This window comes from Geodermatophilus obscurus, assembly GCF_900115395.1.
GTDB lineage: Bacteria > Actinomycetota > Actinomycetes > Mycobacteriales > Geodermatophilaceae > Geodermatophilus > Geodermatophilus obscurus_B.
The window spans coordinates 145,816-171,956 of the sequence record NZ_FOWE01000001.1 but is presented as its reverse complement, the minus strand read 5'-3'; the positions used below and the strand labels follow the sequence as shown (position 1 = coordinate 171,956).

At 77.1% G+C, this 26,141-nt stretch carries 24 protein-coding genes; 9 read left to right on the top strand and 15 right to left on the bottom strand.

Translation table 11 applies throughout. The features are described from left to right. Positions 1-109 precede the first annotated feature (109 nt). The 3 genes from BM165_RS24555 (at position 110) to BM165_RS00810 (ending at position 5,187) form a co-directional block, all read left to right on the top strand. Complete coding sequence (locus BM165_RS24555) at positions 110-253, top strand: hypothetical protein (RefSeq protein WP_177225055.1); 144 nt, start codon at positions 110-112, stop codon at positions 251-253. A gap of 199 nt (positions 254-452) precedes the next feature. Continuing rightward, positions 453-1,706: a pre-mycofactocin synthase MftD gene (gene mftD, locus BM165_RS00815; protein WP_244273943.1), complete on the top strand. Its 1,254-nt coding sequence runs from the start codon at positions 453-455 to the stop codon at positions 1,704-1,706. A 136-nt stretch (positions 1,707-1,842) separates the two neighbouring features. Further along, complete coding sequence (locus tag BM165_RS00810; RefSeq protein WP_075011629.1) at positions 1,843-5,187, top strand: ATP-binding protein; 3,345 nt, start codon at positions 1,843-1,845, stop codon at positions 5,185-5,187. A 6-nt stretch (positions 5,188-5,193) separates the two neighbouring features. Here the strand turns inward: BM165_RS00810 and BM165_RS00805 are convergent, their stop codons facing one another. Next, the gene (locus BM165_RS00805; RefSeq protein ID WP_075011628.1) at positions 5,194-5,895 is read right to left on the bottom strand and encodes a hemerythrin domain-containing protein; all 702 of its coding nucleotides are present in this window, start codon (positions 5,893-5,895) and stop codon (positions 5,194-5,196) included. Positions 5,896-6,018: 123 nt separating this feature from the next. Between BM165_RS00805 and BM165_RS00800 the strand changes: the two genes are divergently transcribed. Next, positions 6,019-7,011 (top strand): LLM class flavin-dependent oxidoreductase, encoded by a 993-nt coding sequence (locus BM165_RS00800; RefSeq protein WP_075011627.1) that lies wholly within the window; start codon positions 6,019-6,021, stop codon positions 7,009-7,011. A gap of 100 nt (positions 7,012-7,111) precedes the next feature. After that, positions 7,112-8,764 carry a Na+/H+ antiporter gene (locus tag BM165_RS00795; RefSeq protein ID WP_083426920.1) on the top strand — a complete coding sequence of 551 codons (1,653 nt, stop codon included), beginning with the start codon at positions 7,112-7,114 and terminating at the stop codon, positions 8,762-8,764. Position 8,765: 1 nt separating this feature from the next. Here BM165_RS00795 and BM165_RS00790 read toward each other — a convergent pair whose 3' ends face one another. The 7 genes from BM165_RS00790 to BM165_RS00760 all read right to left on the bottom strand — a co-directional run bounded on the left by BM165_RS00790 (position 8,766) and on the right by BM165_RS00760 (position 14,461). After that, positions 8,766-9,608 carry an SDR family NAD(P)-dependent oxidoreductase gene (locus BM165_RS00790; RefSeq protein WP_075011625.1) on the bottom strand — a complete coding sequence of 281 codons (843 nt, stop codon included), beginning with the start codon at positions 9,606-9,608 and terminating at the stop codon, positions 8,766-8,768. Further along, positions 9,605-10,174, bottom strand: coding sequence for a class I SAM-dependent methyltransferase (locus tag BM165_RS00785; protein WP_075011624.1), 570 nt, complete (start codon positions 10,172-10,174; stop codon positions 9,605-9,607). Before BM165_RS00785 ends, BM165_RS00790 begins: the two co-directional genes overlap by 4 nt. Continuing rightward, the gene (locus BM165_RS00780; protein WP_083426919.1) at positions 10,171-11,031 is read right to left on the bottom strand and encodes an alpha/beta hydrolase; all 861 of its coding nucleotides are present in this window, start codon (positions 11,029-11,031) and stop codon (positions 10,171-10,173) included. The genes BM165_RS00785 and BM165_RS00780 overlap by 4 nt, the downstream gene beginning before the upstream one ends. A gap of 64 nt (positions 11,032-11,095) precedes the next feature. Beyond that, a complete protein-coding gene (locus tag BM165_RS00775) occupies positions 11,096-11,758 on the bottom strand; it encodes a LysE family translocator (RefSeq protein ID WP_075011623.1) in 663 nt (220 codons plus the stop codon). Between the two features lie 76 nt (positions 11,759-11,834). Then, complete coding sequence (mscL, locus tag BM165_RS00770; protein ID WP_083426918.1) at positions 11,835-12,245, bottom strand: large conductance mechanosensitive channel protein MscL; 411 nt, start codon at positions 12,243-12,245, stop codon at positions 11,835-11,837. A 27-nt stretch (positions 12,246-12,272) separates the two neighbouring features. Continuing rightward, on the bottom strand, positions 12,273-12,800 hold the full coding sequence (locus tag BM165_RS00765; RefSeq protein ID WP_075011622.1) for a GNAT family N-acetyltransferase: 528 nt from the start codon (positions 12,798-12,800) through the stop codon (positions 12,273-12,275). A gap of 23 nt (positions 12,801-12,823) precedes the next feature. Continuing rightward, positions 12,824-14,461, bottom strand: coding sequence for a GGDEF domain-containing protein (locus tag BM165_RS00760; protein ID WP_075011621.1), 1,638 nt, complete (start codon positions 14,459-14,461; stop codon positions 12,824-12,826). A 234-nt stretch (positions 14,462-14,695) separates the two neighbouring features. Between BM165_RS00760 and BM165_RS24550 the strand changes: the two genes are divergently transcribed. Further along, on the top strand, positions 14,696-15,463 hold the full coding sequence (locus tag BM165_RS24550; RefSeq protein WP_177225054.1) for an MEDS domain-containing protein: 768 nt from the start codon (positions 14,696-14,698) through the stop codon (positions 15,461-15,463). On the opposite strand, the gene BM165_RS00750 is transcribed toward BM165_RS24550, so the two are convergent. The 5 genes from BM165_RS00750 to BM165_RS00730 form a co-directional block, all read right to left on the bottom strand. Next, positions 15,464-16,051: a hypothetical protein gene (locus BM165_RS00750; RefSeq protein WP_075011619.1), complete on the bottom strand. Its 588-nt coding sequence runs from the start codon at positions 16,049-16,051 to the stop codon at positions 15,464-15,466. It abuts the gene before it with no gap. A gap of 161 nt (positions 16,052-16,212) precedes the next feature. Then, positions 16,213-17,634, bottom strand: coding sequence for an NADP-dependent succinic semialdehyde dehydrogenase (locus tag BM165_RS00745; protein WP_075011618.1), 1,422 nt, complete (start codon positions 17,632-17,634; stop codon positions 16,213-16,215). An 85-nt stretch (positions 17,635-17,719) separates the two neighbouring features. Further along, positions 17,720-19,123 (bottom strand): chromate efflux transporter, encoded by a 1,404-nt coding sequence (gene chrA / locus BM165_RS00740; RefSeq protein WP_075011617.1) that lies wholly within the window; start codon positions 19,121-19,123, stop codon positions 17,720-17,722. 50 nt (positions 19,124-19,173) lie between these two features. Further along, positions 19,174-20,340, bottom strand: a complete 1,167-nt coding sequence (locus tag BM165_RS00735) for an HNH endonuclease signature motif containing protein (protein ID WP_075011616.1) — start codon at positions 20,338-20,340, stop codon at positions 19,174-19,176. Positions 20,341-20,649: 309 nt separating this feature from the next. Then, positions 20,650-21,621 (bottom strand): sulfotransferase family protein, encoded by a 972-nt coding sequence (locus BM165_RS00730; protein WP_075011615.1) that lies wholly within the window; start codon positions 21,619-21,621, stop codon positions 20,650-20,652. Positions 21,622-21,698: 77 nt separating this feature from the next. On the opposite strand from BM165_RS00730, the gene BM165_RS00725 reads away from it, so the two are divergent. The 3 genes from BM165_RS00725 to BM165_RS00715 all read left to right on the top strand — a co-directional run bounded on the left by BM165_RS00725 (position 21,699) and on the right by BM165_RS00715 (position 23,796). Continuing rightward, a complete protein-coding gene (locus BM165_RS00725; RefSeq protein ID WP_083426917.1) occupies positions 21,699-22,601 on the top strand; it encodes a glycoside hydrolase family 32 protein in 903 nt (300 codons plus the stop codon). Between the two features lie 239 nt (positions 22,602-22,840). Further along, positions 22,841-23,386, top strand: coding sequence for a cysteine dioxygenase (locus BM165_RS00720; protein ID WP_075011614.1), 546 nt, complete (start codon positions 22,841-22,843; stop codon positions 23,384-23,386). Further along, the gene (locus tag BM165_RS00715) at positions 23,383-23,796 is read left to right on the top strand and encodes a rhodanese-like domain-containing protein (RefSeq protein WP_075011613.1); all 414 of its coding nucleotides are present in this window, start codon (positions 23,383-23,385) and stop codon (positions 23,794-23,796) included. Before BM165_RS00720 ends, BM165_RS00715 begins: the two co-directional genes overlap by 4 nt. Positions 23,797-24,030: 234 nt before the next feature. On the opposite strand, the gene BM165_RS00710 is transcribed toward BM165_RS00715, so the two are convergent. Further along, a complete protein-coding gene (locus BM165_RS00710; protein WP_075011612.1) occupies positions 24,031-25,083 on the bottom strand; it encodes a glycosyltransferase family 4 protein in 1,053 nt (350 codons plus the stop codon). After that, complete coding sequence (locus BM165_RS00705; RefSeq protein ID WP_075011611.1) at positions 25,080-26,141, bottom strand: glycosyltransferase family 9 protein; 1,062 nt, start codon at positions 26,139-26,141, stop codon at positions 25,080-25,082. Before BM165_RS00705 ends, BM165_RS00710 begins: the two co-directional genes overlap by 4 nt.

The following is a 26,141-nucleotide window of genomic DNA, read 5'->3' as shown; positions in this document are numbered from 1 at the left end:
ACCCAGCAGGTCGGAGCGCGCATCCGTGTGATCGGCGCCGCACCTGACGGGCCCGCCGGAGACGGCCGGGAGCGACCGTCCCCGTCGACCGTCGCCCGAGGAGGACCCCATGACCCGCCTGCGCTCCGCACTGGCCACCGCCCGCAGCACCCGCGCCCGCCGCCGGGACGAGCGGGAGCTGCAGCGCGCCCTCGCCGCCGCTCCCACGCAGGAGTCGCGGCACGAGATCGCCGCGATGGCCACCCGCTCCTGAGCCGGCCGCACCGGCGCCGTCCGGTGCGCGGCACCCCCTGCGTCAGCCCCGCGGCCCCCGGCCGCGGGGCTGACGCGCGTCCGGAGCCGGGCACCCCGGGCGGTGTGGTCCGCGCCACGTCGGCGGCGCTACGGTGGCACCCGGTGCCAACCCTCCGGCCGGCCTCCGGCGGGCCCACGACAGCGGGAGACGGACAGTGGTGAACGCGTGGTTCGAGACGGTGGCGGAGGCGCAGCGGCGCGCGAAGCGGCGCCTGCCCAAGGGCGTCTACGGCGCGCTGGTGGCCGGGTCGGAGAAGGGCCTGACCGTCGACGACAACATCCGGGCCTTCGACGAGTTGGGTCTCGCGCCGCACACCGCGGGGCTGTCGAACCGGCGCGAGATGGCCACCACCGTCATGGGCCAGGACGTGTCCATGCCGGTGCTGATCAGCCCCACCGGCGTGCAGGCCGTGCACCCCGACGGCGAGGTCGCCGTCGCCCGGGCCGCCGCCGCCCGCGGCGTGGCGATGGGCCTGTCGTCGATGGCCAGCAAGCCGATGGAGGAGGTCATCGCGGCCAACCCGAAGACCTTCTTCCAGCTCTACTGGGTCGGCGACCGCGACGTGATGGCGGCCAAGGTCGAACGCGCCCGCCGGGCCGGCGCCGCCGGGCTCATCGCCACGCTGGACTGGTCGTTCGCCTACGGCCGCGACTGGGGCAGCCCGTTCATCCCGCAGAAGATCGACCTGGAGGCGGTCCGCCGCTACGCCCCGCAGGTCGCGCTCAGGCCCCGGTGGCTGCTGCAGTTCGCCCGCACGGGGAAGCTGCCCGACCTCACCGTCCCCAACATGGTCGGCGACCCGGCGCAGACCCCGCCGACCTTCTTCGGCGCCTACGGCGAGTGGATGCAGTCGCCCATGCCGACCTGGGAGGACGTCGCCTGGCTGCGCGAGCTGTGGGGCGCCGGCCGGCCGTTCATGCTCAAGGGCGTCATGCGCGTCGACGACGCCAGGCGCGCCGTCGACGCGGGGGTCACCGCCATCTCGGTGTCCAACCACGGCGGCAACAACCTCGACGGCACCCCCGCCTCCATCCGCGCCCTGCCGGCGATCGCCGAGGCCGTCGGCGACCAGGTCGAGGTGCTCCTCGACGGCGGCATCCGGCGAGGCTCCGACGTCGCCAAGTCCCTGGCCCTCGGCGCCAGGGCCGTGATGATCGGTCGCGCCTACCTGTGGGGCCTGGCGGCCAACGGGCAGGCCGGCGTCGAGAACGTCCTCGACCTGCTCCGCGACGGCCTCGGCTCCTGCCTCACCGGCCTGGCCCGCGGCTCGACCGCCGAGCTCTCCCGCGACGACGTCGTCGTCCCGCCCGGCTTCGAGCGGCGGCTGGGCGTCGAGGGGCCGGACGCCCCGGTGGAGACCGCGCCCGCCCGGCCGGCACCTCCGCGCACACGGCGCAGCCGCACCGCCTGAGGGCACGCGGGCGGCCGGTACCGCACGGCGGACGGGACACCCGGGGCGTCCCGTGACCGATCCGAGACCCCCCACGGGTGGAACCGGACACAGGCGGCTGACCACGGGGGCCGGTGGGACCTATGCTCGCGCCGTCATGGGCACGGGGGGTGCCGGAACGGTCGGGTTCCGGGTTCTGGGCGAGGTCGGCGCCGTGCGGGACGGCGTCGCCCTCGACCTGGGCGGGCGACGGCAGCGCTCGGTCGTGGCCCGGCTGCTGGTCGCCGGCGGCCGCATGGTCCCCGCCGACAGCCTGGTGGCCGACCTGTGGCGGGCCGCCTCCCCCGCCGACGCGATGGGGGCGCTGCAGGCGCACGTCAGCCACCTGCGCCGGATCCTCGAGCCCGGCCGCGCCCCGCGGACGCCGGCCCGCCTGCTGGTCACCGTGCCGCCCGGGTACGCGCTGCGCCCCGACCCGGACGCCGTCGACGTGCTGCAGGCGACCCGGCTGGTCGACGAAGGCGACCGGCTGCTGGAGACCGACCCGGCCCGGGCGCGGCAGCGCTACACCGAGGCCATCGACCTGTGGCGGGGCCCCTCGTACGCCGAGTACGCCGACGAGCCGTGGGCCGCGCCGGAGGCCGCCCGCCTCGACGAGCTGCGGCTGACCGCGGTCGAGCGGCGCGCCGCGGCCGCGCTCGCCGCACCCGGCGGCCGCGACCCGCTCCCGCTGCTGCGCGCGCACGTCGCCGAGCACCCGCTGCGCGAGGAGGGCTGGCGGCTGCTCGCGCTCGGGCTCTACCGCGCCGGCCGCCAGGGCGAGGCGCTGGCCGCACTCCGCGAGGTCCGCCGCCGGCTGGCCGACGAGCTGGGCATCGACCCCGGCCCGGAGCTACGGACCCTGGAGGACGACGTCCTGGCGCAGGCCCCGCACCTGCTGCCGGCCCGCGCGCCGGCGCCCGCCGTGGGCCGTCCGGCTCCCCCGCCGGTCGCCGTCCCGCGGCCGGCGGCCGGCGTGCCGCGGCCGGTGGGCCGCGACGCCGAGCTGGCCGCCCTCGACGCGGCGGCGGAGCGCGCGGCCGGGGGCGGCGTGGAGATCGTGCTCCTGGCGGGCGAGGCGGGCAGCGGCAAGACCACCGTGCTCGAGCACCTGCGCGCCGACCTCCGCGCGCGGGGCTGGACCGCGCTGGCGCTCTCCTGCCCGGAGACCGACGGCGCCCCGCCCGGCTGGCCGTGGGCCGCCGCGCTGCGCGCGCTGGCCGCCACCGCTCCGCCGCGCGACCCCGCGCCGCTGGCCGCGCTGCTCACCGACGACGCGCCGCCGGAGTCCGGCGGCGACCCGACGGGCAACCGGTTCCGGCTGCACCGGGCGGTGGCCGGGTGGCTCGGCGAGGTGGCGGCCGCGGCGCCGCTGGTGGTCACCGTCGACGACCTGCACCGCGCCGACCGCGAGACGGTCTCGCTCCTGCTCGACCTGCTCCCGGCCCTCGAGGGATCCCGGCTGCTGGTGGTGGCCGGGCACCGCCCGGAGGAGAGCGAGTCGCTGGCCGGCGTCCTCGCCGCCCTGGCCCGCCGCTCGCCGGTCCCCCTGCGGCTGCGCGGGCTGGACCGCGCCGCCGTCGACGCCCTCGTCGACGGCTGGGCGCTCGCGCCGGTCGACGCCCGCACCCGCGCCGCGATCGCCGCCCGCGCCGACGGCAACCCCTTCCACGTGCGCGAGCTGGTGCGCCTGGCCGGCACCGGCGCCGAGGTCGCCTCCGTGCCGGGCACCGTGCGCGACGTCGTCCGGCACCGGCTGGCGGCGCTGCCCGCGCGCACCGGCACGCTGCTGCGCCTGGCCGCCGTCATCGGCCGCGACGTCGACGCCGAGGTGCTGCTGGCCGCGGCCGCGCCGGCGGAGGGCCCGGGCGGGGACGACGAGGAGCTGGTGGAGGCGCTGGAGACGGCGCTGGTCAGCGGCCTGCTCGTCGAACCGGGCCCCGGGCGGCTGCGGTTCGTGCACGCCCTGGTGCGCGAGACCCTGTACGAGGACCTCTCCTCGCTGCGGCGCACCCGGCTGCACGGGCGGGTCACCGCGGTCCTCGAGCGGCTGCGGCCCGACGACGTCACCGCGCTCGCCCACCACGCCGCCGCGGCAGGTCCGGCCGCCGCGGCCGGTGCCGCCCGCTGGGCGCAGGCCGCCGCCGAGCTGGCCGGGCGGCGCTTCGCCCACGCCGACGCCGCCGAGATGTGGCGGCGGGCGGCCGCGGCCACCGAGGTCGCCCGCCCCTCCGACGCGGCCGGCCTGGCGCGGCTGCTGGCGGCCCAGGCGGAGGCCACCGCGCTGGCCGGCGCCGTCGGGGAGGCGCGGGCGCTGCGGACCCGGGCGCTCGCCGTCCTGCCCGACGACGCCCCGGCCTCCGAGACCGCGGCCGTGCTGCTGTCCTGCGACGTGCCGACCTTCTGGAACGCCTGGGTGGACCCGGTCGACGACCGGTTCGTCGCGCGCACCGAGCGGGCGGTGACCGGCCTGCCGCCCGGCGACCCGCAACGCACCCGGCTGCTGGCGATGCTGGCCTCCGAGCTCGAGGAGCGGCACGAGGACCGCGCGGTGCGGGCCTCGGCCCAGGCGGTCGCCGAGGCCCGGCTGGGCGGCGACCCGCTCGCGCTGGCCCAGGCGCTGTCGGCCCGGCACTTCCACACCGTCCGGGGGCCCGACCGCAGCGAGGCCACCGCGGTGGGCACCGAGCTGCTCGAGCTCGCGCAGCGCGAGGGGCTGGGCCTGTTCGAGGCCGTGGCGCGGCTGATGCTGCTGCAGGACACCTGCGCCGTCCTCGACCTCGAGGCCGCCGACCGGCACGCCGCGGAGGCCGAGCGGCTGGCCGCGGCCTACGGGCTGCCCCTGCTGCACGGCATCGCCCGCTGCTACGCCGGGCTGCGCGCCGCCGTCGCCGGCCGGGCCGCCGAGGCCACCGACGTCTACGAGGAGGCCGAGCAGGCCCTCCTCGCGGCCGGCTACTACCCCGTCGTCGCGCGGTCTCTGCGGCTGACCGCCCAGCTGGCCCTGCAGCTCGGCTGCGCCGACGCCGAGCCGGTCGACCCGGACGAGATGGCCGCCCTGGTGCCCATCTCCCCCGAGATCTCCGGCGAGACCTGGGCCGTCGCCCTGGTCCTGGCCGGGCGGGCCGACGAGGCCCGCGCGCAGTGCCCGCCCCGCTCCCGCGAGGTCCGCGATCTGTTCACGCCGTTCTTCCAGTACTGCCGCGGCCTCGTCGGGCTGGCCCTGGACGACGCGGACCGGCGGGCCGAGGCCGAGGCCGAGCTGCTCCCCTACCGGGACACCGTGTGCGGCGCGGCCACCGCGATCATGGCCTTCGGCCCGACGGCGACCCTGCTGGCCCGGCTGGCCGCGGCGCGGGGCGACACCGTTGCCGCGGCGGCCCACCGGGAGGTCGCCGTCGCCGTCGCGGAGCGCACCGGACACCCCGGCTGGATCACCGCCGCCCGCGCCCTGCCCGCCTGAGCGGGCTCACCCGGTCCCGGCGACCAGGTCCCGCTGTCGCTGCCAGGCCGGGGACACCGCGCGCAGCAGCAGGCGCAGGGGCAGCGGCACCCGCGCGAGCAGGGCGGCCCGGTCGGCCGGCGTCGGGCAGGAGTCGACCAGCCAGGGCAGCAGGAAGGCCAGCTGCCGCGGCGTGGTGCCGGCGCGGAAGCGGGCCTCGGCCCGGGTGAGGTCGCCGGCCGAGACGAACCGCCGCAGCACGGGGAACACCTCCCGCTCCTCCTCCGCGACGTGCTCGTCGAGGTCGTCGGCGAGGTGGGTGAGCAGCGCCGCCAGCGGTGCCGCCTGCGCCGGCCCGGCCGCCTCGAAGCGGGCCAGGGCGGCCTGCGCGCGGTCGAGCACCCGCTGCAGCTCGGCGTGGTCGTCCGACAGCGGCTCCAGGTCCACGTGCGCGCCGGCCGAGGCCGCGATCACCGGCCACAGCACGTCGTCCTCGCGGGAGTGGTGCACGTGCACCTCCTCGAGCACCGCGGCGGCGAACCGGACGGCGGCGCGGTGCCGGGCGGGCGGGCACGGGGACCCGGCGGCGATCGCGGTCGTGGCGTCGGCGATCAGCCGGCAGCCCGAGCGCAGGGCGGAGTGCACGAGCGCGAACCCGGCGAGGTCGGGCTCGGGGTCGCCCGGCCGGCGCGGGGTCACGGGGAAGGGCAGCGGAGCGCTCGCGGGCATGCCGGAACGGTGCGGGCAGGCGGTTGCCGGTGACTTGCGAGTCACCTGCCCGGCGACGGAAGCCCCGGCGCCCGGACGGCGTTGCGGCCGACGAGACCCCCCAGCACCCCCCGGAGGACCCCCGTGCCGATCCCGCTGTCCGTGCTCGACCTCGCCCCCGTCGCCCGCGGGCAGTCGGTCGGCGACAGCATCGCCGCCAGCGTCGCGCTGGCGCAGCGCGCGGAGGAGGCCGGCTACCGGCGGGTCTGGTACGCCGAGCACCACAACATGCCCTCGATCGCCTCGTCGGCGACCAGCGTGCTCGTCGCCCACGTGGCGGCGCACACCCGCACCATCCGGCTCGGCGCCGGCGGCGTCATGCTGCCCAACCACTCGCCGCTGACCATCGCCGAGCAGTTCGGCACCCTCGCCTCGGTGCACCCCGGCCGCATCGACCTGGGCCTGGGCCGCGCCCCGGGCTCGGACCAGAACACGATGTACGCGCTGCGCCGCGACGCCGCCTCCGCCGAGCGCTTCCCGCAGGACGTCCTCGAGCTGCAGGGCTACCTCACCGGGCACTCGCGGGTGCCCGGCGTGCAGGCCGTTCCCGGCCGCGGCACGAACGTGCCGCTCTACGTCCTCGGCTCCTCGATGTTCGGTGCCAGCCTGGCCGCCGCGCTCGGCCTGCCCTACGCCTTCGCCTCGCACTTCGCGCCGCAGATGCTCGAGCCCGCCGTCGCCGCCTACCGGCGCGACTTCCACCCGTCCGAGCAGCTCGACGCCCCGTACGTGATCGCCGGCGTCAACGCGATCGCCGCCGACACCGCGGAGGACGCCCGGACGGCGCTGCAGGCCACCCGCCACCGGCTCGCCGTCGGCCTGTTCGGCCAGGGCCGCGACCTGGGGGACGAGGAGGCCGAGCTGCTGCTGTCCTCCGGCGCGGGCCGGCACGTGGACACGATGCTCACCCACACCGCCGCCGGCACGCCGGACGACGTCCGCGAGCAGCTGACCGCCTTCGCGCGGCTGGCCGACGCCGACGAGCTGATCGTCGCCCACCAGGCGCCCACCGCCGAGGCCCGGCTGCGCTCGGTCACCCTCGTCGCCGAGGCGATGGCCGCCGTCCCCGCAGCCTGACCCGGCGCGGTCCCGCCTCCTGCGCGCGGGAGGCGGGACCCCGCAGGGGGCCACGGACCGTCGCCGTAGGCTCCGCCTGCCCCTCGGCGAGGATGTCCCGGTGCACGCCGAGACCGTCCTGCTGCTCGTCCTGGCCGCGGTGGCGGTGATCGTCGCGGCGCGCTGGCTCGCCGCGCGCACCGGCCTGCCGTCCGCCGCGCTACTCACCGTGGCTGGACTGGTCTACGCCCTGCTGCCCGGCCCCAACCTCAGCCTGGACCCCGAGATCGTGCTGGCGGTCCTGCTCCCGCCGCTGCTCTACAGCGCGGCGCTGGACTCCTCCCTCATCGCCATCCGCGCCAACACGCGCACCGTCGTCGGGCTGTCGGTGCTGCTCGTCGTGGTCACCGCGCTGGTCGTCGGCGCCGGGTTCGCGCTGTGGGTGCCCGGCGCGACGCTCGCCGCGGGCATCGCGCTCGGCGCCGCCGTCGCCCCTCCCGACCCGGTGGCCGCGCTCGCCGTCGGCCGGCGGGTCGGCCTGCCGCCGCGGCTGGTGACGCTCATCCAGGGCGAGGGCCTGCTCAACGACGCCACCGCGCTGACCCTGCTCAGCGTCGCTGTGAGCGCTGCCGTCGGGGACGGGTACTCCACCGGGGGCGCGCTCGGCCAGTTCGCGCTGTCGGCGGCCGGTGGCGTCGCGGCCGGGCTGGCGGTCGCCCACGGCATCCGGCCGCTGCGCCGGCTGCGCCGCGACCCGCTGTCGTCGAACGCCGTCTCGCTGGCGACCCCGTTCGTCGCCTACCTGCTGGCCGAGTCGGTGCACGTGTCCGGCGTGCTCGCCGTCGTCGTGGCGGGGCTGGTCATCGGGCACAACGCGCCGTACTGGACCTCGGGCGCCACCCGGCTGCAGACCGACGCGGTGTGGCGGCTGGTCGACTTCCTGCTCGAGGGCGTCGTCTTCCTGCTCATCGGCCAGCAGCTGCCCGCGGTGATCGGCGGCCTGGGGGCGTACCCGCCGGGGACCGTCGTCGTCGCCGCGGTGGTCACCGTCGGGTCGGTCCTGCTGGTGCGCCCGCTGTGGCTGTGGCTCACCGAGCACGCGCCCCAGGCGCTGCACGTGCGGCTGAGCGGCGCGCCCGGCGCCGATGACGACGACGACCCGTCGACGCCGCCGCGGCAGCTCTCCGGCCGCGAGATCACCGTGCTCAGCTGGGCCGGTACCCGCGGCGTCATCACCCTGGCCGCGGTGTTCACCATCCCGGCGGTCACCGACGCCGGCGACCCCTTCCCGGCCCGCGACCTGCTGCTGTTCTGCGCGTTCCTCACCGTGCTGGTCACCCTCGTCGGCCAGGGCGCCACCTTCGCGCCGCTGGTGCGGCGGCTGGGCCTGCGGGCCGACGCCGCCGACGCCGCCCGGCTGCGCAACCAGGCCCGGATGGCGGCGGTCGAGGCCGGTCTCGACCGGCTCGACGAGCTGCAGGCCGAGCAGCACGACCACGTCGACGACGCCGCGATCGAGTCCGTGCGCGCCGCGCTGCGCACCCGGCTGGACCGCTACCGGCGCCGGCTGGAGGTCCTCGGCGACGCGGAGGGGGCGGTGCCGCTGTCCCCGCAGTACGAGGCGGCGCTGCGGGTGCGCCGCGCTGTGATCGACGCCGAACGCGCCGAGCTGCTGCGCTGGCGCGACCTCGGCCGGCTGCCCGACGACGGCCTGCGCGTCCTCGAGCGCGAGCTCGACCACCAGGAGCACCTGCTGCCGGCCCGGCCGCTGTAGCTCAGCAGCGGTCGGCCCCGGTCAGGCCCACCCGGTCGGCGCTGGCCTCCCACAGCGCGACGGCGAGGTCGTCGTCGTACGCCTGCGGGCTGTCGCGCACCGCGACCCCGCGCTCGTGGTACTCCCCCGGCTCCCAGTCGACGCCCGGGGTGCCGGCCGCGATCCGGGCCAGCTCCGCCCCGCCGGCGGCGGGCCGGCCCATGGCCAACCAGCGCAGCGGCGTGCGGTAGGCCAGCCGCAGCGGGCTGGTCGAGCCGCGGGCCAGCCGGGTGGCGAGCACGCCCGGGTGGAAGGCGGCCGCCGAGACGCCCTGTGGCCCGAGGCGCCGCTGCAGCTCGCGGGTGTGCAGGACCTGCGCGAGCTTGCTGTCGCCGTAGGCCTTGGTCGCCGAGTACCGGCGGGTGTTGTCCAGGTCGCCGAGGTCGAGGACGCCGGCCATCCGGGCGGCGGCGCTGGAGGTGGCGACGACGGTGGCCCGGCCCGCGACCAGCGGCCCGCGCAGCAGGGCGGTGAGCAGGAAGGGCGCGAGGTGGTTGACCTGCAGGGTGGTCTCGTGCCCGTCGGCGGTCCACCGCGGCCGGCCGAAGACCCCGCCGGCGTTGTTGGCCAGCACGTCGATGCGCGGGTGGCGGGCGGCGAGGCCGGCGGCCAGCGCGCGGACGTCGTCGAGCCGGGCGAAGTCGGCCACCTCGGCCTCCCCGCCGACCTCCGCCGCCACCGCCCGGGTGCGCCCGGGGTCGCGGCCGACGACGACCACCCGCCACCCGTCCCGCGCGAGCAGCCGGGCGGCGGCGGCGCCGATGCCGCTGCTGGCCCCGGTGACGACGGCGGTCCGCCGGCTCACCCGCCGGGGCCGGTGCAGGCGTACAGGAAGGCCGGGGGGACGTTCCAGGGCGTCACCCGGATGCGGACCCCGGCGAAGCGGCGGCGCAGCTCCCCGAGCACCAGCGGCGAGTACTGGATGACCAGCGCCGTCCCGGCGGGCGTCAGCGCGCGCGGGAGCTGGTCGAGCAGCCGCCCGCGCAGGCCGGCCTCCAGCGAGGTGAACGGCAGCATCGAGACGACGACGTCGGCGCGCTCCCCGTCGAGGTGGTCGCCGAGGTCCTCCGCGGAGCCGACCACCACCTGCAGCCGCGGGTCGCGGAGGCGCTCGGTGAGCAGGCGGGCCAGCTGCGGGTCGATCTCCACGGCGACCAGGCGGGCGTCGGGGCCGAGGCGGGCGAGCAGCTCGCGGGTCGCGACACCGGTGCCCGCCCCGAGCTCGACGACCAGCCGCGCGGACGGGACGTCGGCGAGGTCGAGCATCGCCCGGACCGCCGTGCGGGACGTCGGCAGCACCGCGCCGACCTGCCGCGGGTTGGTGGCGAAGGCACGCAGCAGGCGCAGCCCGTCCCCCAGGGCGGACGTCACCGGCGCTCGCCCCCCGTGCGACGGGCGTCGAGCCACGCGACGACGTCGTCGAGCACCTGGTCCTTCTCCGGCTCGTTGTGCGGCTCGTGGAAGAGCCCGTCCCAGATGCGGACGGTGAGGTCGGGCGAGCCGGCGTGCGCGCGCACCACCTCGCTCGCCGACGGCGGCATGAGCCGGTCGGCGCCGCCGTGCAGGACCAGCAGCGGCAGCCGCAGCCCGCGCAGCCGGGCGGGCATCGCCGCGGCGCCGAGCATGATCTCGGTGCCGGTGCGGGCGGCCATCCTCCCGGTGTGGTTGAGCGGGTCGCTCCGGTAGGCGGCCACCACCTCGGGGTCGCGGCTGACGGTCTCCGCGTCGAGCTGCAGCACGCCGAGGTCGGGCGCGAGCCGGGACAGCACCGGCGCGAGCACGCGCTGCACCGGGTTGGCGGTGCTGGTGTCGAGGGCCGGAGCCGAGACCACGCCACCGGCGACCCGCTCGTGCGGCTCCCCGGTCAGGTACTGCAGCGCGACGAGCCCGCCGAGGCTGTGGCCGTAGACGAACAGCGGGACGCCGGGGTGCCGGTCGGCGGCCGCGCGGGAGGTCTGCGCCACGCCCTCGACGGCCGCGGCCAGGCTGGCGATGTTGCCGCGCCGGCCCGGGGAGCGGCCGTGCCCGGGGTGGTCGGGCGCGTAGGACGCGTACCCGCCGGCCGCGAGCCGCTCGGCCACGTGCGCGTACCGGCCGCCGTGCTCGTGCGCGCCGTGCACCAGCACCACGACGCCGGCCGGATCGGGCACCGACCAGCCCTGCCAGTACTGCCCCGTGGGCAGCGTGCCCTGCCCGTGCCGTGCCGCTGTGCCTGCCGGTGTGCCCACGCGTCCTCCCTCGCCCGTGCCTGCCGGCGGGAACCGTAGCCCGTGGGACAGGGTGGGTCGCCGGTCAGCGGCTGGAGACGGCCACCCGGACGCCGAGGCCGACGAGCACGGTGCCGCTGACCGCCTCCAGCGCCTGCCGCACCCGGCGCCGACGGAACCACGCCCCGGCCCGGGCCACCCCGGCGGCCAGCGACAGGTACAGCACGGTCTCCACGACCACCTGCACCAGGGCGAGGACCGCGGTGGTGGCCACCAGCGGCCGGTCCGCCAGCACGAACTGCGGGTAGAAGGCGATCATGAAGACGGCGGCCTTCGGGTTGGCCAGCTGCACCAGCAGCCCCTCCCCCAGCGCCGTCCACCAGCCACGGCGGCCCGCGGTCGCGGGTACCGCGAGGTCGTCGTGCACGTCCCCCGCCGCCGCGGCACCGCGCCGCTGGCGCCAGGCGGCGCGCCAGGCCTGCACGCCCAGCCACACGAGCACGACGGCGCCGACGACCCGCAGCACCAGGAACGCCAGCTCCGACGCGGCGACCAGCGCCGCGAACCCCGCCGCGGCCAGCAGCGCCCAGAGGTAGAGGCCGAGCTCGAGGCCGAGGACGGTCGGGACGGCGGCGCGGAACCCCCGCAGCGCGGCGCGGCGCAGGATCAGCGCCATCGCCGGGCCCGGTGACGCCGAGATGAGCAGGACGGCCAGCAGGAAGGCCGGCAGGGAGGCGACCAGGTCCACGCCGCGGATGCTGGCACCCCGGCGGTCAGGGCACCACCGGGTTCAGGGCACCGGAGCCTTCAGGGCACCACCGGGTTCAGGGCACCACGGGCTCGACGTCGCGCGTGCAGAACATGCACACCGAGGCGTCGACCGGGATGAAGCTCTTGCAGTGGTCGCACTCGCGGCTGCCCTGCGCGCCGGCGGTCTCGCGGCCGGTGGCCCGCCGGACGGCCTGGACGAGGAACATGATCGTCACCGCGAGCAGCAGGAACGAGACGAACGCGGTGAGGAAGGACCCGTAGCGGATCTGCGAGCCGTTGACGGTGAGCACGAGGGCGTCGAAGTCCGGCTGTCCGAACACGGCCGCGACCAGCGGCAGGATGACGTCCCCCACCAGGGACTCGACCACCGTGGCGAAGGCCGCCCCGATGGCCAGGCCGACGGCGAGGTCGACGAGGCTCCCCGAGAAGGCGAAGTTGCGGAAACTGGTCAGCAGCGCACGCACGGGCCGGAGAGTAGAGCCGGCCGGCCGTCACCGCGGCTCGGCGGGCGGGCCGTCGACGTCGTGTCCGAGGTCGCGCTGCAGCCAGGTGACGTCGTGCCAGGCGCCGTCCTTCCAGCCCACCCGCCGATAGGTGCCGACGTCCTCGAAGCCCAGCGCCCGGTGCAGGCCGAGGCTGGCCTCGTTGGGCAGGGCGACGCCGGCCAGGGCGCGCCGGTACCCGCGGGCGGCGAGCCGGTCGAACAGCGCGCCGTAGAGCAACCGGCCGGCGCCGGTGCGCCGCCGGCCGGGCTCGAGGTAGACGCTCACCGAGCACGACCACCGGTAGGCCTCCCGGGCCATGAACGGTCCGCCGTAGGCGAAACCGCGCACCGCCCCGCCGTCGTCGAGGACCAGCCACGCGTGGCGCTCCTGGGCGGCGGCGATCCGCCGGGCCATCTCCTCCGCAGTCGGGGCCTCGGCCTCGAAGGAGACGGCGGTGCCGGTGACGTAGGGGGCGTAGACGTCCCGGCAGGCCGCGGCGTCGCGCAGGGTGGCGTCTCGGACGGTGCCGGTCACCCCGCGACGCTAGCGGCGGCGGGTCACCGGGCGGGGGCGGCCACGTCCTGCGTCCACAGCACCGGCTCGCCGCGGTGGCCCTGCTTGGACAGGTACATGGCCTGGTCGGCGCGCTTGGTCAGCACGGCCCCGTCGGTGCCCGGGCCGGCCCAGGCGATGCCCAGGCTGGCCTGCAGCGGCACGGTGCCCGCGCTGATCTCGGCGGGGACGGCAAGGGCGGCCCGGATCCGCGCGCCGAGCGCCACCGCTGCGTCGTCGCCGTCGACACCACGGCTGACGACGAGGAACTCGTCGCCGCCGATGCGCCCGACGATGTCGTCGCGGCGGAGCACGCCGGCCAGCCGGGCGGCCGTGGTGACCAGCAGCTCGTCGCCGGCGTCGTGGCCGAGGGTGTCGTTGACCGGCTTGAAGTCGTCGAGGTCGACGAAGACCACCGCCGTGGCGCCCTCGGCGAGGGACGCCTCCAGCACGGCCATCGTCGAGGCCCGGTTGTGGCAGCCGGTGAGCGGGTCGAAGGTGGCCTTGGCGGTGAGCTCCTCGCGCATCCGGGCGCTGTCGGTCACGTCGGCGACGCACACCAGCGCGCCCGGGGCGCCCTCGCGGTCGCCGAGCGCGACCAGGCTCACCGCGCACACCCGCCCCTCGCCGGCCGGGGTGTGGACGGCCACCTCGAGGGTCGCGTCGACCCCCTCGCCGAGCGCCCGGGACAGCGCGGTGTCCAGCGCCGCGCGGGCACCCTCGTCGACGACCGCGGCGACGTCGTCCCACGTGCGCACGGCCGGCACGCCGAGGACCACCGGCAGCCGCGAGTTGCTGTGCACGACCTCCCGGTCGGGGGTCAGCTGGGCGATGCCCTGCGGCAGCGACTCGGTCAGGCGCCGCAGCAGCCGCTCCTGCTGCTGCAGTGCCTCGTGCGCGGCCATCTCGTCGGAGACGTCGCTCATCTGCGTGACGACGACGGCGTCGGCGGGGTCGTCGGCCGGCACGTACTGGTTCTCCAGCTCCAGCCACGCCCAGGTGCCGTCGGCGCGCCGGTGCCGCAGCCGGACCCGCTGGGAGTCCTGGCGGGACAGCAGCTCCAGCCAGGTGGCGATCGCCCGCTCCTGGTCGTCGGGGTGGACGAAGTCCGAGGAGCGCTGGCCGACCATCTGCGCCGCCGTCCAGCCCAGCATCCGGGTGGTGCGCTCGTCGATCTCGGTGACGACCGCCAGGGCGGTCTTGCGGACCGTCGCGGTGCGCGGCCGGCGGGAGACCTCCAGGCCGGCCAGCGGCGCGGTGCCGTCGCCGGCCGGGGTGCCGGAGGCGACCACGTCGAGCGCGCAGACGACGACGCCGTGGGAATCGCGGACGTCGACGAAGGTCAGGGACAGCGCGACGTCGGGCTCGCGGCGCCCGTGCACCGTGGCCAGCCCCACGCCGTGGCTGCGGGCGCGCTCCCAGGCGGTGATCACGAGCATCGCCTCGGCGGGCAGGATCACGTCGAGGAGCGTGGCGCGGTCGGCCGGTGGGGTCATGGCCCGCTGCGGGGCGATGCCGACCGAGGCCGGCATGGGCACGAGGACGCCGTCGGAGGCGACGGCGGCCAGCACGGCGTCGGGCAACCGGAGCAGGGTGGCGAGCACGTCCTCGCGCTCGGCCTGCGTCCTCGGGGTGGCGGTCACGCCGGTGGGTTCGGCACGAAGGCGCCCCGACCTGAGCGGCGCGTGTCCACTGCCTCACTCTCGGGGGTGGTCGTGGGCGTGTCGCGCACTCCGGTGGCACCATCGCGGCCACCGGAGAACCGCGACGGATCGAACAGCGGACGTCGCGCACTCCCTCGTCCCGGGCAGGTCCCGGCTGGAGGTGCGGCGGTGCACCGTGGAACGACGGCGGTCCCTGGCGGCGCGCAACGCGCGGTGAGCGTGGGCCGGCACGACTGGGTCGTGCTCGACAGCGAGGAGGCGCACGCCCAGGTCGTGGGTGACTTCGTCGCCGAGGGCGTGCGCCGGGGCGAACGGGTCCTGCTCATCGGGGTGGAGGACCGCGAGGAACGGCTGCGCGCCCGCCTGCGGCGGCAGGGCCTGCCGGCGAACGCCGGGGCGGTGCTCGTGCTGCCCCCGGACCCGCACGTGCTGCGCGCCGCGATCACCGACTCCCTGGCCGGCGGGCAGCGCGGTGTCCGCTTCACCGGGGCGCTGACCACGCCGGGGCGCAACGACTTCGAGGCCGTGGTGACCGAGCTGACCGCGACCCTGCCGCTCACGGTGCTCTGCCCCTACTTCCGCGACCTGCTCCTGCCGGGCCAGCGCGAGGAGCTCACCGCCCTGCACGACGCCGAGCACGACGCCACGGCCGAGTACGACGACGGCGTCTTCCGTCTCGTCCGGGACGGCTCGGTGCTGCGGCTGGCCGGTGAGCTGTCGTCGGCCGACCCCGACGCGCTGCGGGCGGTGCTGGCCGCGACGTCCCGGGCCACCCGCCCGGTGACCTGGGACGTCACCGACCTGCACTTCCTCGACGTCGACGCGGCCGACACGCTGGTCGCCGCCGCCGCCGGCCCACCGGGGCTGAACCTGGTGGGGGCCGCCGGGCCGACCGGGCGGCTGGTCGGCCTGGTGGCCGGGCGCCACCCGGGTCGCCGGGTGCGGCTGGCCGACGGCGGCGGGGAGCCGGAGGCCCGCTGATCAGCCGGGCAGCACCTTGCCCAGCAGGCCCTTGAGGGTCGACGCCGGACGGTAGGCCTGCACCAGCCAGGCGTTGCACACGATCACGCCGCCGGCCAGCAGCGGGACGGCGGCCTGCGCGACCCGCTGCCGCCCCTGCCAGGTGGCGACCTCCGGCGGCGTCCCGGCCGAGGGCAGCGTGGCGTCCTTGACGTCGAGGCCGCCGTCGCGGTCGGCCTGCTCGGCCAGCTTGCCGATCTTGCCGCCCGAGTAGGCGGCGAAGGCGGTGGCGCCCGCCCCGGCCACGGTCAGGGCCGCCTTGACCGCGCCGACCCGCCCGTAGCCCTCCTGCAGGGCCAGCCGGGTCTTGTTGGTGCTGGTCAGCTGCAGCCCGGTCCCGAGGGTGGCGAGGATGCCGCCCCACTGCGCCGGCGAGAACCGGCCCCAGGCGGAGCTGGCCACCCGGACCTTGTCGATGCCGGAGGTCAGGTCGCTGCCGGACTTGTTGACGCCGGCGACTCCCATCACCGAGCCGCCGAACCACAGTGCGGCGCCGAGGTCGTGGACGGCCTGGGCGAGGAAGTGGTTGTCCGTGGTCGTCGTCGTCACGAGTGCTCCTGTCCGGGTGCCGAGCGCACCCGTCGGGTCGTCGGCCGGCGTCCCCGCTGCTGAGGGGCCGGTCGTGCGCAGCGGCCTACCCGCGGTCCGCGCCGGTCACTCGGCCGGTCTTCTGCGGTCGGTCTTCTGCGGTCGGTCTTCTGCGGTCGGTCTCACTCGGAGGCGCTGGCGGTGTCCCCCGACGCCTGCTCGCTGCTCGGCGGGCCGATCCAGACGGTCGTGGCGTTCATGAACTCGTACATGCCGAGCTCGGTGAGCTCCCGGCCGTAGCCGCTCTGCTTGACCCCGCCGAAGGGCAGCTCGGGGTAGCTGGTGACCATGCCGTTGACGAACGCCATGCCGCTCTCCACGTCGCGGACGAACGTCGCCCGCTCGTCCTCGTCCTCGCTCCACAGGTTGGCGCCGAGGCCGTAGGGGTGGCTGTTGGCGATCTCCAGCGCCTCCTCCAGGGACCGCACGGTCCACAGCGCCGCGACCGGGCCGAAGACCTCCTCGTCGTAGAGGTCCATCTCGGGCGTGATGCCGGTGAGCAGCGTCGGCTCGTAGTACCAGCCGGGCCGGTCGGGCCGGTTGCCCCCGACGACGACGGTCGCGCCCTTGTCGACGGCGTCCTGCACGTACCGCTCGACGTCCTCCCGGCCGGACTCGGTGGCCAGCGGGCCGACCTGGGTGGTCGCCTCCATCGGGTCGCCGACGACGAGCGCGCCGAGCTTCTCGGCGAAGAGCCGGGTGAACTCCTCGGCGACGTCGGCGTGCACGAAGAACCGCTTGGCGGCGATGCAGCTCTGCCCGTTGTTCTGGCAGCGGGCGGTGACCGCGACCTCGGCGGCGCGGTCGAGGTCGGCCGACGGCATGACGATGAAGGGGTCGCTGCCGCCGAGCTCGAGGACGGTCTTCTTCAGGACGTCGCCGGCGATGGCGGCCACCGACTGCCCGGCCGGGGCGCTGCCGGTGAGGGTGGCCGCGGCGACGCGGTCGTCGCGCAGCACCCGCTCGATGGTCGAGGAGCCGATGAGCAGCGTCTGGAACACGTCGGCGGGGAACCCGGCCCTGCGGAACAGCTCCTCCAGGTACAGCGCCGTCTGCGGCACGTTGCTGGCGTGCTTGAGCAGGCCGACGTTGCCGGCCACCAGCGCCGGGGCGGCGAAGCGCATCGCCTGCCAGAGCGGGAAGTTCCACGGCATGATCGCCAGGACGACGCCGATCGGCCGGTGCACGACGAAGGCCTGCTGAGCCCCGACGGCGGCGGCGTCGGCGGGCTTCGGCTCGAGCATGGCCGGGCCGTGCTCGGCGTAGTACCGCAGCGCCGTGACGCACTTGCCGACCTCCGCCGTCGCGGAGGCCAGCGTCTTGCCCATCTCGGTGACCATGAGCTCGGCGACGGCGCCGGTGTCGGCCTCGAGGACGTCGGCGGCCGAGCGCAGCCAGCCCACCCGCTCCTCGGGGCTGGTCAGCCGGTAGGCCCGGTAGGCGGCCGCCGCGCGGGCGATGCGGTCCTCGAGGGCATCGTCCGACAGCGGCTCGTAGGTCGTCACCGTCTCGCCGGTCGTCGGGTTGATCGTCGCGATGGCCATGTCGGTCGCCTCCCGTCCGCGGCGCGCACGTCCTGCGCGCACCTCCGGCCAGGGGCCCTACCCGGCCGGCCGCCGGTCACCCGCGTCAGCCGACCGGCAGCCCCGCCAGCCCCGCGGCCAGGCCGAGGACGGCGCATACGCCGAGGGTGCGCAGCACCGACCACCGCACCCGGAAGAGCAGCACGGCCGCGACCAGCGCGATGACCAGCGGCACCGGCCGCAGCGTGGTGGGGTCGGGCAGCTCCAGCGCCAGCGGCCCCTGGTCGACGTCGACCGTCCGCGAGAACAGCGTGTGGACGGCGAAGTAGACGCCCAGGTTCGCGATCACGCCGACGACGGCCGCGGTGATGCCGGTGAGCGCCGCCGACAGCGACCGGTTGCCCCGCAGCCGCTCCATGTAGGGGGCGCCGAGGAGGACGAACAGGAAGCTCGGCACGAACGTCACCCAGGTGACCAGGAGCGCGGCGATCACCGCCGCGGCCCACGGGTCGAGGGAGCCGGGGTCGCGGTGGGTGCCGAGGAAGGCGACGAAGAGCACGACCATGACCAGCGGGCCGGGCGTGGTCTCGGCCAGCGCCAGCCCGCGCACCATCTCCCCCGGCGAAAGCCACCCGTAGACCGCGACGGCCTGCTGGGCGACGTAGGCCAGCACCGCGTAGGCGCCGCCGAAGGTGACCACCGCCGCCCCGGAGAAGAACACCCCCTGCTCGGTCAGCGTGCTGCCGGCGCCGGTGAGCAGGGCGACCGCGGCGACCGGCACGGCCCAGACCCCCAGCCCGACGAGCAGCACCCGGAGCGTGCGGCGGGTCGTCGGGGCCTCGTGGTGCAGGACGTCGTCGGAGACCACCGGCGCCGGGCCGCCGTCGGCCGCGTCGGCGGCCTTCTCCTGCGGCAGGGCGGAGGGCCGCCACCGCCCGAGGGACCAGCCGGCGACGCCGGCGAGGGCGACGACGACCGGGAACGGGACGGCGAACAGCGCCAGCGCGGCGAAGGCGAGCACCGCGAGGACCACGAGGGCGCGGCTGTCGAGCGCCTTCCTGGCGACGCGGATGACCGCCTGCACGACGATGGCGAGCACGGCCGCGGCGAGGCCGGTGAACAGCGCGGTGACGGCGGTGGTGGTGCCGTAGGCGACGTAGACGGCCGACAGCGCCAGGAGCGCGACCACGCCGGGCAGGACGAACAGGCCGCCGGCGACCAGGCCCCCGCGGGTGCCGTGCAGCAGCCATCCGACGTAGGTGGCCAGCTGCTGGGCCTCCGGCCCGGGCAGCAGGGTGCAGTAGTTGAGGGCGTGCAGGAAGCGGCGCTGACCGATCCAGCGCTTCTCGTCGACCAACGTGCGCTGCATGACCGCGATCTGGCCGGCCGGGCCGCCGAAGGTCTGCAGCGAGATGAGGAACCACGCGCGGACGGCGGTGCCGAACGGCACGGCCGCGGTGGCACGCGGTCCCGACGGGGGCGCGCCGCTGGCGATCGGGTCCGGGGGCATGGCGTCCTCGGGTCGGTGGTCGGCGCGCCCAGCCTGCCAGCCCCGCCGATTCACGCAGCCGTGGGTGCCAGGGGTGCGGGGACGGTGATCTCGGTGCCGTCGGGTCGCCAGGTGCGCCATCGCCCCTCGGGTCGTCGTTCGACCCGGTAGCCGTGGTGGACCTGGGTGTGGTGGCGTTCGCAGAGCAGGGCTGAGTTGTCGAGGCTGGTGTCGCCGCCGTCGATCCAGTGCACCAGGTGGTGGACGTCGCACCAGGAGTTCGGGGCGTCGCAGCCGGTGAACACGCAGCCGCCGTCCCGCAGTTCGACCGCCCGCCGCAGCGCTCCGCTGACGAGGCGCTGCTCGCGTCCCACGTCGAGCGGGACGCCGTCGGGGCCGAACACGATCCGGGCGATGCCGCCGTCGCAGGCCAGCCAGCGGGCTCTCGCTGCAGAGATCACCGCGCCGGACCCCAGCTGCGCGGTCCCCTCACCGGTCGCCAGGTCCCCGATGTCGATCCGCACCGCGACGTGGGGCTTGACGGTGCGCAGCACCGGCACCGAGCCCGCCGACAGGGCGTTGTCGCAGGTCTGCACCAGGGCGTCGGCCTGCCGCTGGGCGCGGGTGCGCTCGTCCCCGGCGGGCCGGTCGGCCTGCACGTGCGCCTCCACCGCCGTCTGGAACTTCTCCGCACCCACGGGGTCGAGGCGGCCGGAGAAGGTCACGGTGCCGTCGGCGTGCCGCACGATGGTCAGAGACCGGCCCTCGGTGGGGTCCGGCTCGGGTCCGTCGGGCTCCAGCCCGAGCAGGTAGCGGGCCACCACCGCCACCAGGTCGGCGTGCGGCTGCTCACTGGCGACGCCGGTGAACACCGCGTCGATGACCGCCAGGTCCACCCCGGCGGCCGCTGCCACCGCCAGCCGCCGCGGCGTCACCGCCTTCGCCGCCTCGGCGACCTGACCGGCCGACACCAGCCCCGCCTCGGCCGCCTCGGCCAGCGCGGGCAGGTGCTCCAGCGCGCGCCCGGCGGTCACCACCCGCGACGCCTCGGCACCGGAGAGCCGGCAGTGCCCCCGCAACCACGCAGCCATCGACCGCTGACCGTCCCGCTCCGGGGCCTGCGCCAGCTCCGCGGCCCGAACACGGCGGGCCAGCGCGGCGTCGATCCGGTTGCGCTCGGCGAACAGCCCGGCGACGTCGTCGAGCACGTCACCCAGCTGCCAGTCATCCGAACGCATGTACGAAGTCTACCGCGACCAGACGCGAGCGGCGACCTGTTTCCGCAGGTCAAGAGCTTGTCCACGGATCCGTACGACCGCTCGACAGTCGTCATCGAACCGCCGGACGGACACGGCGATGAGGCGTGCCCAGACCGGTCCCCCGGCCCGGGCAGGCCCCGTCAGCACGTGCGTGGGCGTCGATGTAGGGCCCGGTGATGGGACATCGACCGGCCCACGACTCGCCGGGGTCGGCCGGCACCGGCTCACCCGGGTCGCGGTGGAGGTCTCCCCGGTGTGCACCACCCCACCTACCGGGTGCAGCGCTGGTCAGCCCTGGCGGCGGGAGCGGAAGTCGCCGCGGCCGGTGTCGCGGCGCCAGTCGTCGAAGGACTCGCCGGTGAGCTCCTCGAGCAGCGCGATGTCGGGCAGCAGCGGCGCGAGCACCTCCCGCCGCACCTCGACCGGCATCGGCGGGCGCGGGGCCCGGCCGGCGTGAAGCGCGGCCAGCAGCGGGCGGGACACCTGCCGCCACACCTGCGGGGGCGTGTAGGCGCCCAGGGCCGCACCGGCGCGGGTCACCCGGGCCAGCGCCCGGTGGCGCAGGGTGTCGGCCACGTACGGCTTGACGTTCTCCGGCGGCACGGTGTGCGCCATCCCGCGCTCGACGCCGAGGAAGGCGCTGACCCGGTCGAGCGTCTTGTCGGGGGTGTCCACCAACTGCCGGTACCGCAGCAGCAGCACCTGCGCCCGCGGCAGCAGGGTGTACAGGTCGCGCAGCTGCTCGCCGTAGCGGCCGAGGTCCCGGTACCGCCAGAACGGCGCCCAGCCGGCCGCCACGCGGGACTCCTCCCGCTCGACGGCGGCGGCGAAGTCGGCCTCGGGCTCGAGTCCGTCGGCACGCAGGTGCACCCAGTTCGACCACGCCCGGTCCACCGGGTCCCGCACGATCGCGACGACGCGGATGCCGGGCACGTCGGCCACCAGCCGGCGCTGCGCGGCGCGGTCGTGCAGGTAGAACGGCGTGCTCTCCCCGCGGACGGCACCGGCCGGGGCGCCGTCGAAGAGGCGCAGGTACTCCTCGCGGCGCCACACCCACTCCTGCGCGCTGTGCGCATCCCCGGGACCCCGCTGCCCGCTGCGCGGCGGCGGCCGGCCGCCGGTCAGGTAGTACTTCGGCTCCTTCACCGGCGAGAGGTACAGCCCGGGGTGGGTGGCCAGCGCGGCGTGCAGCGCCGTCGTCCCGGCCTTCGGCGCCCCGGCGATCACGAACTGCGGCAGGCGGTCGGCGTCGGTGCTCATCGGTCCCCTCCCGGTCCGCGACGGCCCGCCGTGTACACACGGGCAGGTCTGTCCCCCTCCCCGAACGGAGACGCCCCGTGACCGTGCCCCGCCCGCCGGTGGCCGACGCCTTCTGGAGTGGTGCGACGGTCGTCGTCGAGCCGGAGGACCCGCGCCCGGGGTCGTGGGCCGGCGGCCCGTCGGCCCAGCTCGTCGACGGTGTCTGGTGGCTGGCCTACCGGCTGCGCCGCCCGGTCGGCGAGGGTCGCGGCTTCGGCAACGTGGTGGCCCGCTCCGACGACGGCGTGCGGTTCGAGCCGGTGGTCGCGGTCGGCAAGGACCGCTTCGGCGCCGAGTCGCTCGAGCGGCCCGCGCTCGTGCACACCCCGGATGGTCGCTGGCGGCTCTACGTCAGCTGCGCGACGCCGGGCACGAAGCACTGGCGCGTGGACCTGCTCGAGGCCGGGACCGTGGCGGGCCTGGCGACGGCGGAGGCGCGCACCGTGCTCCCCGGCAGCGCCACCGAGGCGCCGAAGGACCCGGTGGTCCGCTGGGACGGCACGCAGTGGCACCTGTGGGCCTCGGTCCACCCGCTCGACGACCCCGGCGCCACCGACCGGATGACCACCGAGCACGCCACCAGCCCCGACGGCGTGACCTGGACCTGGCACGGCACCGCCCTGGCCGGCACCCCGGGTGGCTGGGACGCCCGCGGCACGCGCATCAGCACGGTGGTGCTCGACGGGGACCGCAGCTGGGCGCTCTACGACGGCCGGGCCACAGCCGAGGAGAACTGGGAGGAGCGCACCGGCCTCGCCCGGCTCGACGGCGGCGCCTTCCGGCCGGTGCCCGGCGGCCCGTACCTGCAGAGCCCGCACGCCCCGCACGGGCTGCGCTACGCCGACGTCGTCGCGCTGCCCGGCGGTGGGGCGCGCTGGTTCTACGAGGCCACCCGGGAGGACGGCGCGCACGAGCTGCGCACCGTCGTCGTCCCCGACTGACGCCCGCGGTCCCCTCGCCGTCATGCCGCAATCCCTACCAGGCCGATCGACTTGACACGGATTGGGGACCGGGGTCACATGGAGGGGTGGCACAGACCCTGACGCTCACCCGCCGGTCCGCCGTGGACCTGCTGCGGGTGGCCAGCGCGCTCTGTCCGGCCGCCTGACCCCCCGGCCGCCCGCCACCTCTCGCGCCGCCCCAGGACGGGGCCCTCGCGCGCCCGCACCCGGAGACCTCCATGACCTCCCTGCTGTCCGACGTCGCCCACGACCCCGGGTCCGTCACCCGCTCCACCTCCGCGGCCGCGGTCGCGGCTGCCCTCGCCGCCGTCGCCGACGCGTGGCTGCCCCGCGTCGCGTTCCGGGAGGACGGCCGCTGGACCGGGCTGCTGCCCGCCGACGAGGCGGCCGCGCTGCTCGACCCGTCGGCGGCGGCCGACGTCGCCGGCGCCCAGGTCTGGCTGCTCACCTGGCTGCCCGGCCAGGGCACGCCGCTGCACGACCACGGCGGGTCGGCGGGCGCGTTCGCCGTCGTCCGGGGCGCGCTGACCGAGGACACCGTCGGCGGCCCGGCCGGCGCCGTCCGGGAGGTGTCGGTCGAGCTGTCGGCCGGGCGGGTGCGCCCGTTCGGCCCGCACCACGTGCACCGGGTGACCAACCGGGGCACGGTGGCGGCCGTGAGCGTGCACGCCTACACCCCCGCCCTCCGGCAGATGAGCACCTACGCCCTCGAGTCCGGTGTCCTCCTGCACACCGGTACCGAGCGCGCCGGCGTCGACTGGTGAGCGGCTCGCGTCCGCCCGGCGCCCGGAGCGTCGACCAGCTGCTGGCGGAGGCCCGGTCCCGCATCACCCGGCTGACGCCCGTCGAGGCGGCGCAGCGCGTCGCCGACGGCGCCCTGCTGGTCGACATCCGGCCGCAGTCGCAGCGGGAGGCCGACGGCGAGGTGCCCGGCGCGCTGGTCGTCGAGCGCAACCACCTGGAGTGGCGGTTCGACCCCGAGAGCGACGCCCGGCTCCCGCAGGCCACCGGCTACGACGTCGAGGTCGTGGTGCTGTGCCAGGAGGGCTACACCTCCAGCCTGGCCGCCGACGCGCTGCGCGCGCTGGGCCTCACGAAGGCCGCCGACGTGATCGGCGGGCACCGGGCCTGGGTGGCCGACGGGCTGCCCACCACCGGCGGGACCGCCGGGTAGACCGGCCGGGGAGCGGCGGCGCCTGACGGAGGGACGCCGCCGCCCCCCGGTCTCGTGGGTGGGGCCTCCTCGGCTCCTGCTCCTGCCCTGCGCGCCGGAGTGCCCGTGCCGGTCGTCGCCCTTCCGGACGTGGTCCGTCTGCTCCGAGGCACCGGTGGTCGCGCCGGCCTCACTGGGCGAGGGGCCCTGCTTTCCGGACGGCGGCTCGCTGGGCGTCGGGATCGGTCCGCCCGCTCACCGCGGGCCACTGACCGGAGGACCGCCCGCCGCGCCGGACAGGACCCGGAACGTCCGCGCGGCCATCAGGTCGGCGCCGAGGTCGCGCACCGCGCGCTCCCGGGCCCGCACGCCCAGGGCGGCCCGCCGCGCGGGGTCGGCGAGCAGTCCGGCGACCGCGTCGGCGAGCGCGCCGGCGTCCTCGACCGGGACGACGACCGCGTCCTCCCCCACCGCCCGGCGCACGTCGCCGACGTCGGTGGCCACGCACGGCAGGCCCTCGGCCATCGCCTCGAGCAGCACCAGCGGGAGCGCCTCGACGCGCGAGGACAGCACGAACAGGTCCAGCCCGGCGAGGAACCCGCGGACGTCGGACACCCACCCCGGGAAGGTCACCGGCAGGCCCGCCGCCGCGGCCCGCAGCGCGTCGCCGTCGCGCCCGGCGCCGCCGATGACGGCCTCGAACGGCGCATCGACGCGGCGCAGCGCGGCCAGCAGCACGTCGAATCCCTTCTGCGCGGTCAGCCGGCCGAAGGCGCCGACCCGCGGCACCGGGTTCCCGGCCGGACCCGCCGGGTCGGTCGGGACGTCCACGCCGTTGGGCACCACGTGCGCCCGTGCGGGGTCGACGCCGAGCTCGGCGACCAGCTGGCCCCGCCCCTGCGCCGACGGGCTGACCACCGCCGCCATGCGCCGGTACAGCGCGGTGAGCGCGGCGCGCTCCTCCCCCGTCCCCGTGTCGCCCACCAGGTGCAGGACGCCGACGGTGGGCGCGACCTGCTGGGCCGCGGCGACGGCGGCCGCGTTGGACGCGGGGTCGACGAGGTTGACCACGACGACGTCGGGGCACTGCGCCGCGAGTGCCGCCCGGGTGGCCGGTGCGGTGGCGGTGTGCCGGGTCAGCGGGACGAGGGCGCGGTCGAGGCCGAGGGAGGCGAAGCCGCCGGCCACCGGCTCGGCGCAGACGAGCGACGCCGTCGCCCCGTTGTCCGCGGCGCGGCGCAGGTGGTGGCTCAGCCACACCTCCGCGCCGCCCCAGGCATCGGAGTCGGCGACGAACGAGACCCTCACGGGGCCGCCAGCTCCCGCGCCGCGCCGGCGACGTCGGCGGGGTCGACCGTCAGCGCGCAGCGGAACTCGATCGGGCAGGCCAGGTGCGGGCACGGCGCGCAGGCGACGGTCGGGGTCAGGGCGCGGTGCCGCGGTCCGGGGTGTGCCCAGCGCACCGGGTCACCGGGGAGGAAGACGGTGACGCTGCGCGCGCCGACGGCGGCGGCCAGGTGCGCCGAGCCGGTGTCGTTGCCGACGAGGACGGCGCTGTCGCGCAGCAGTGCGGCGAGGCCGCCCAGGCCGGTGGCGCCGGTGAGGTCGACGGCCGGGGCACGCATCGCGGCGACCACGCGCGCGGAGACGTCGCGCTCGGTGGCGACCCCGGTGACGACGACGGCCAGCCCGTCGGCGGCCAGCGCGTCACCCACCGCGGCGTAGCGGTCCACCGGCCAGCGGCGGGTGGGGGCCGACGCGCCGGGGTGCAGGACGGCGTAGCGGCCGGGCACCAGGCCGTGCGCGGCCAGCGTGGCGGCGTGCTCGGCCTCGTCGTCGGTGGTGACCGGGAAGTCCATGGCCGCCTCGCCGCCGGGCGGCAGTCCCAGGTGCTCGAGCAGCGCGACGTGCCGCGCGGCCTCGTGCAGGTGCAGCGGGTAGCGCAGGTGCAGCGCCTCGCTGCCGGCCGGAGGGTCCCAGCCGGTGGGCGCGAAGCCGCCGGTCAGCCGGGCGCCGAGCGCGGCGGTCACCCGGTTGGCGGCCGGCCGGTCGCCGTAGGCCTGCAGGCCGAGGTCGAAGCGGCGCGCGCGGGCGGCGGCGGTGAACGGCGCCCAGCCCGCGGGGTCGACCGGGCCGTCGGGGACGCCGGGGGCGCCGGGGAAGGCGAGCAGGGAGTCGACGGTGCCGCCGAGCCGGTCGACCACCGGCGCCATCCGGCCGAAGGTCACCAGCGTGACCTCGACGTCGGGGCGCGCCGCGCGCAGCCGGCGCAGCGCGGGCACGGTGCACAGCAGGTCGCCCAGGCCCACCCGGAGCCGGACGAGCGCCACCCGGCGGACGGCGGGGTCGGCGAGGGGCGTGATCAC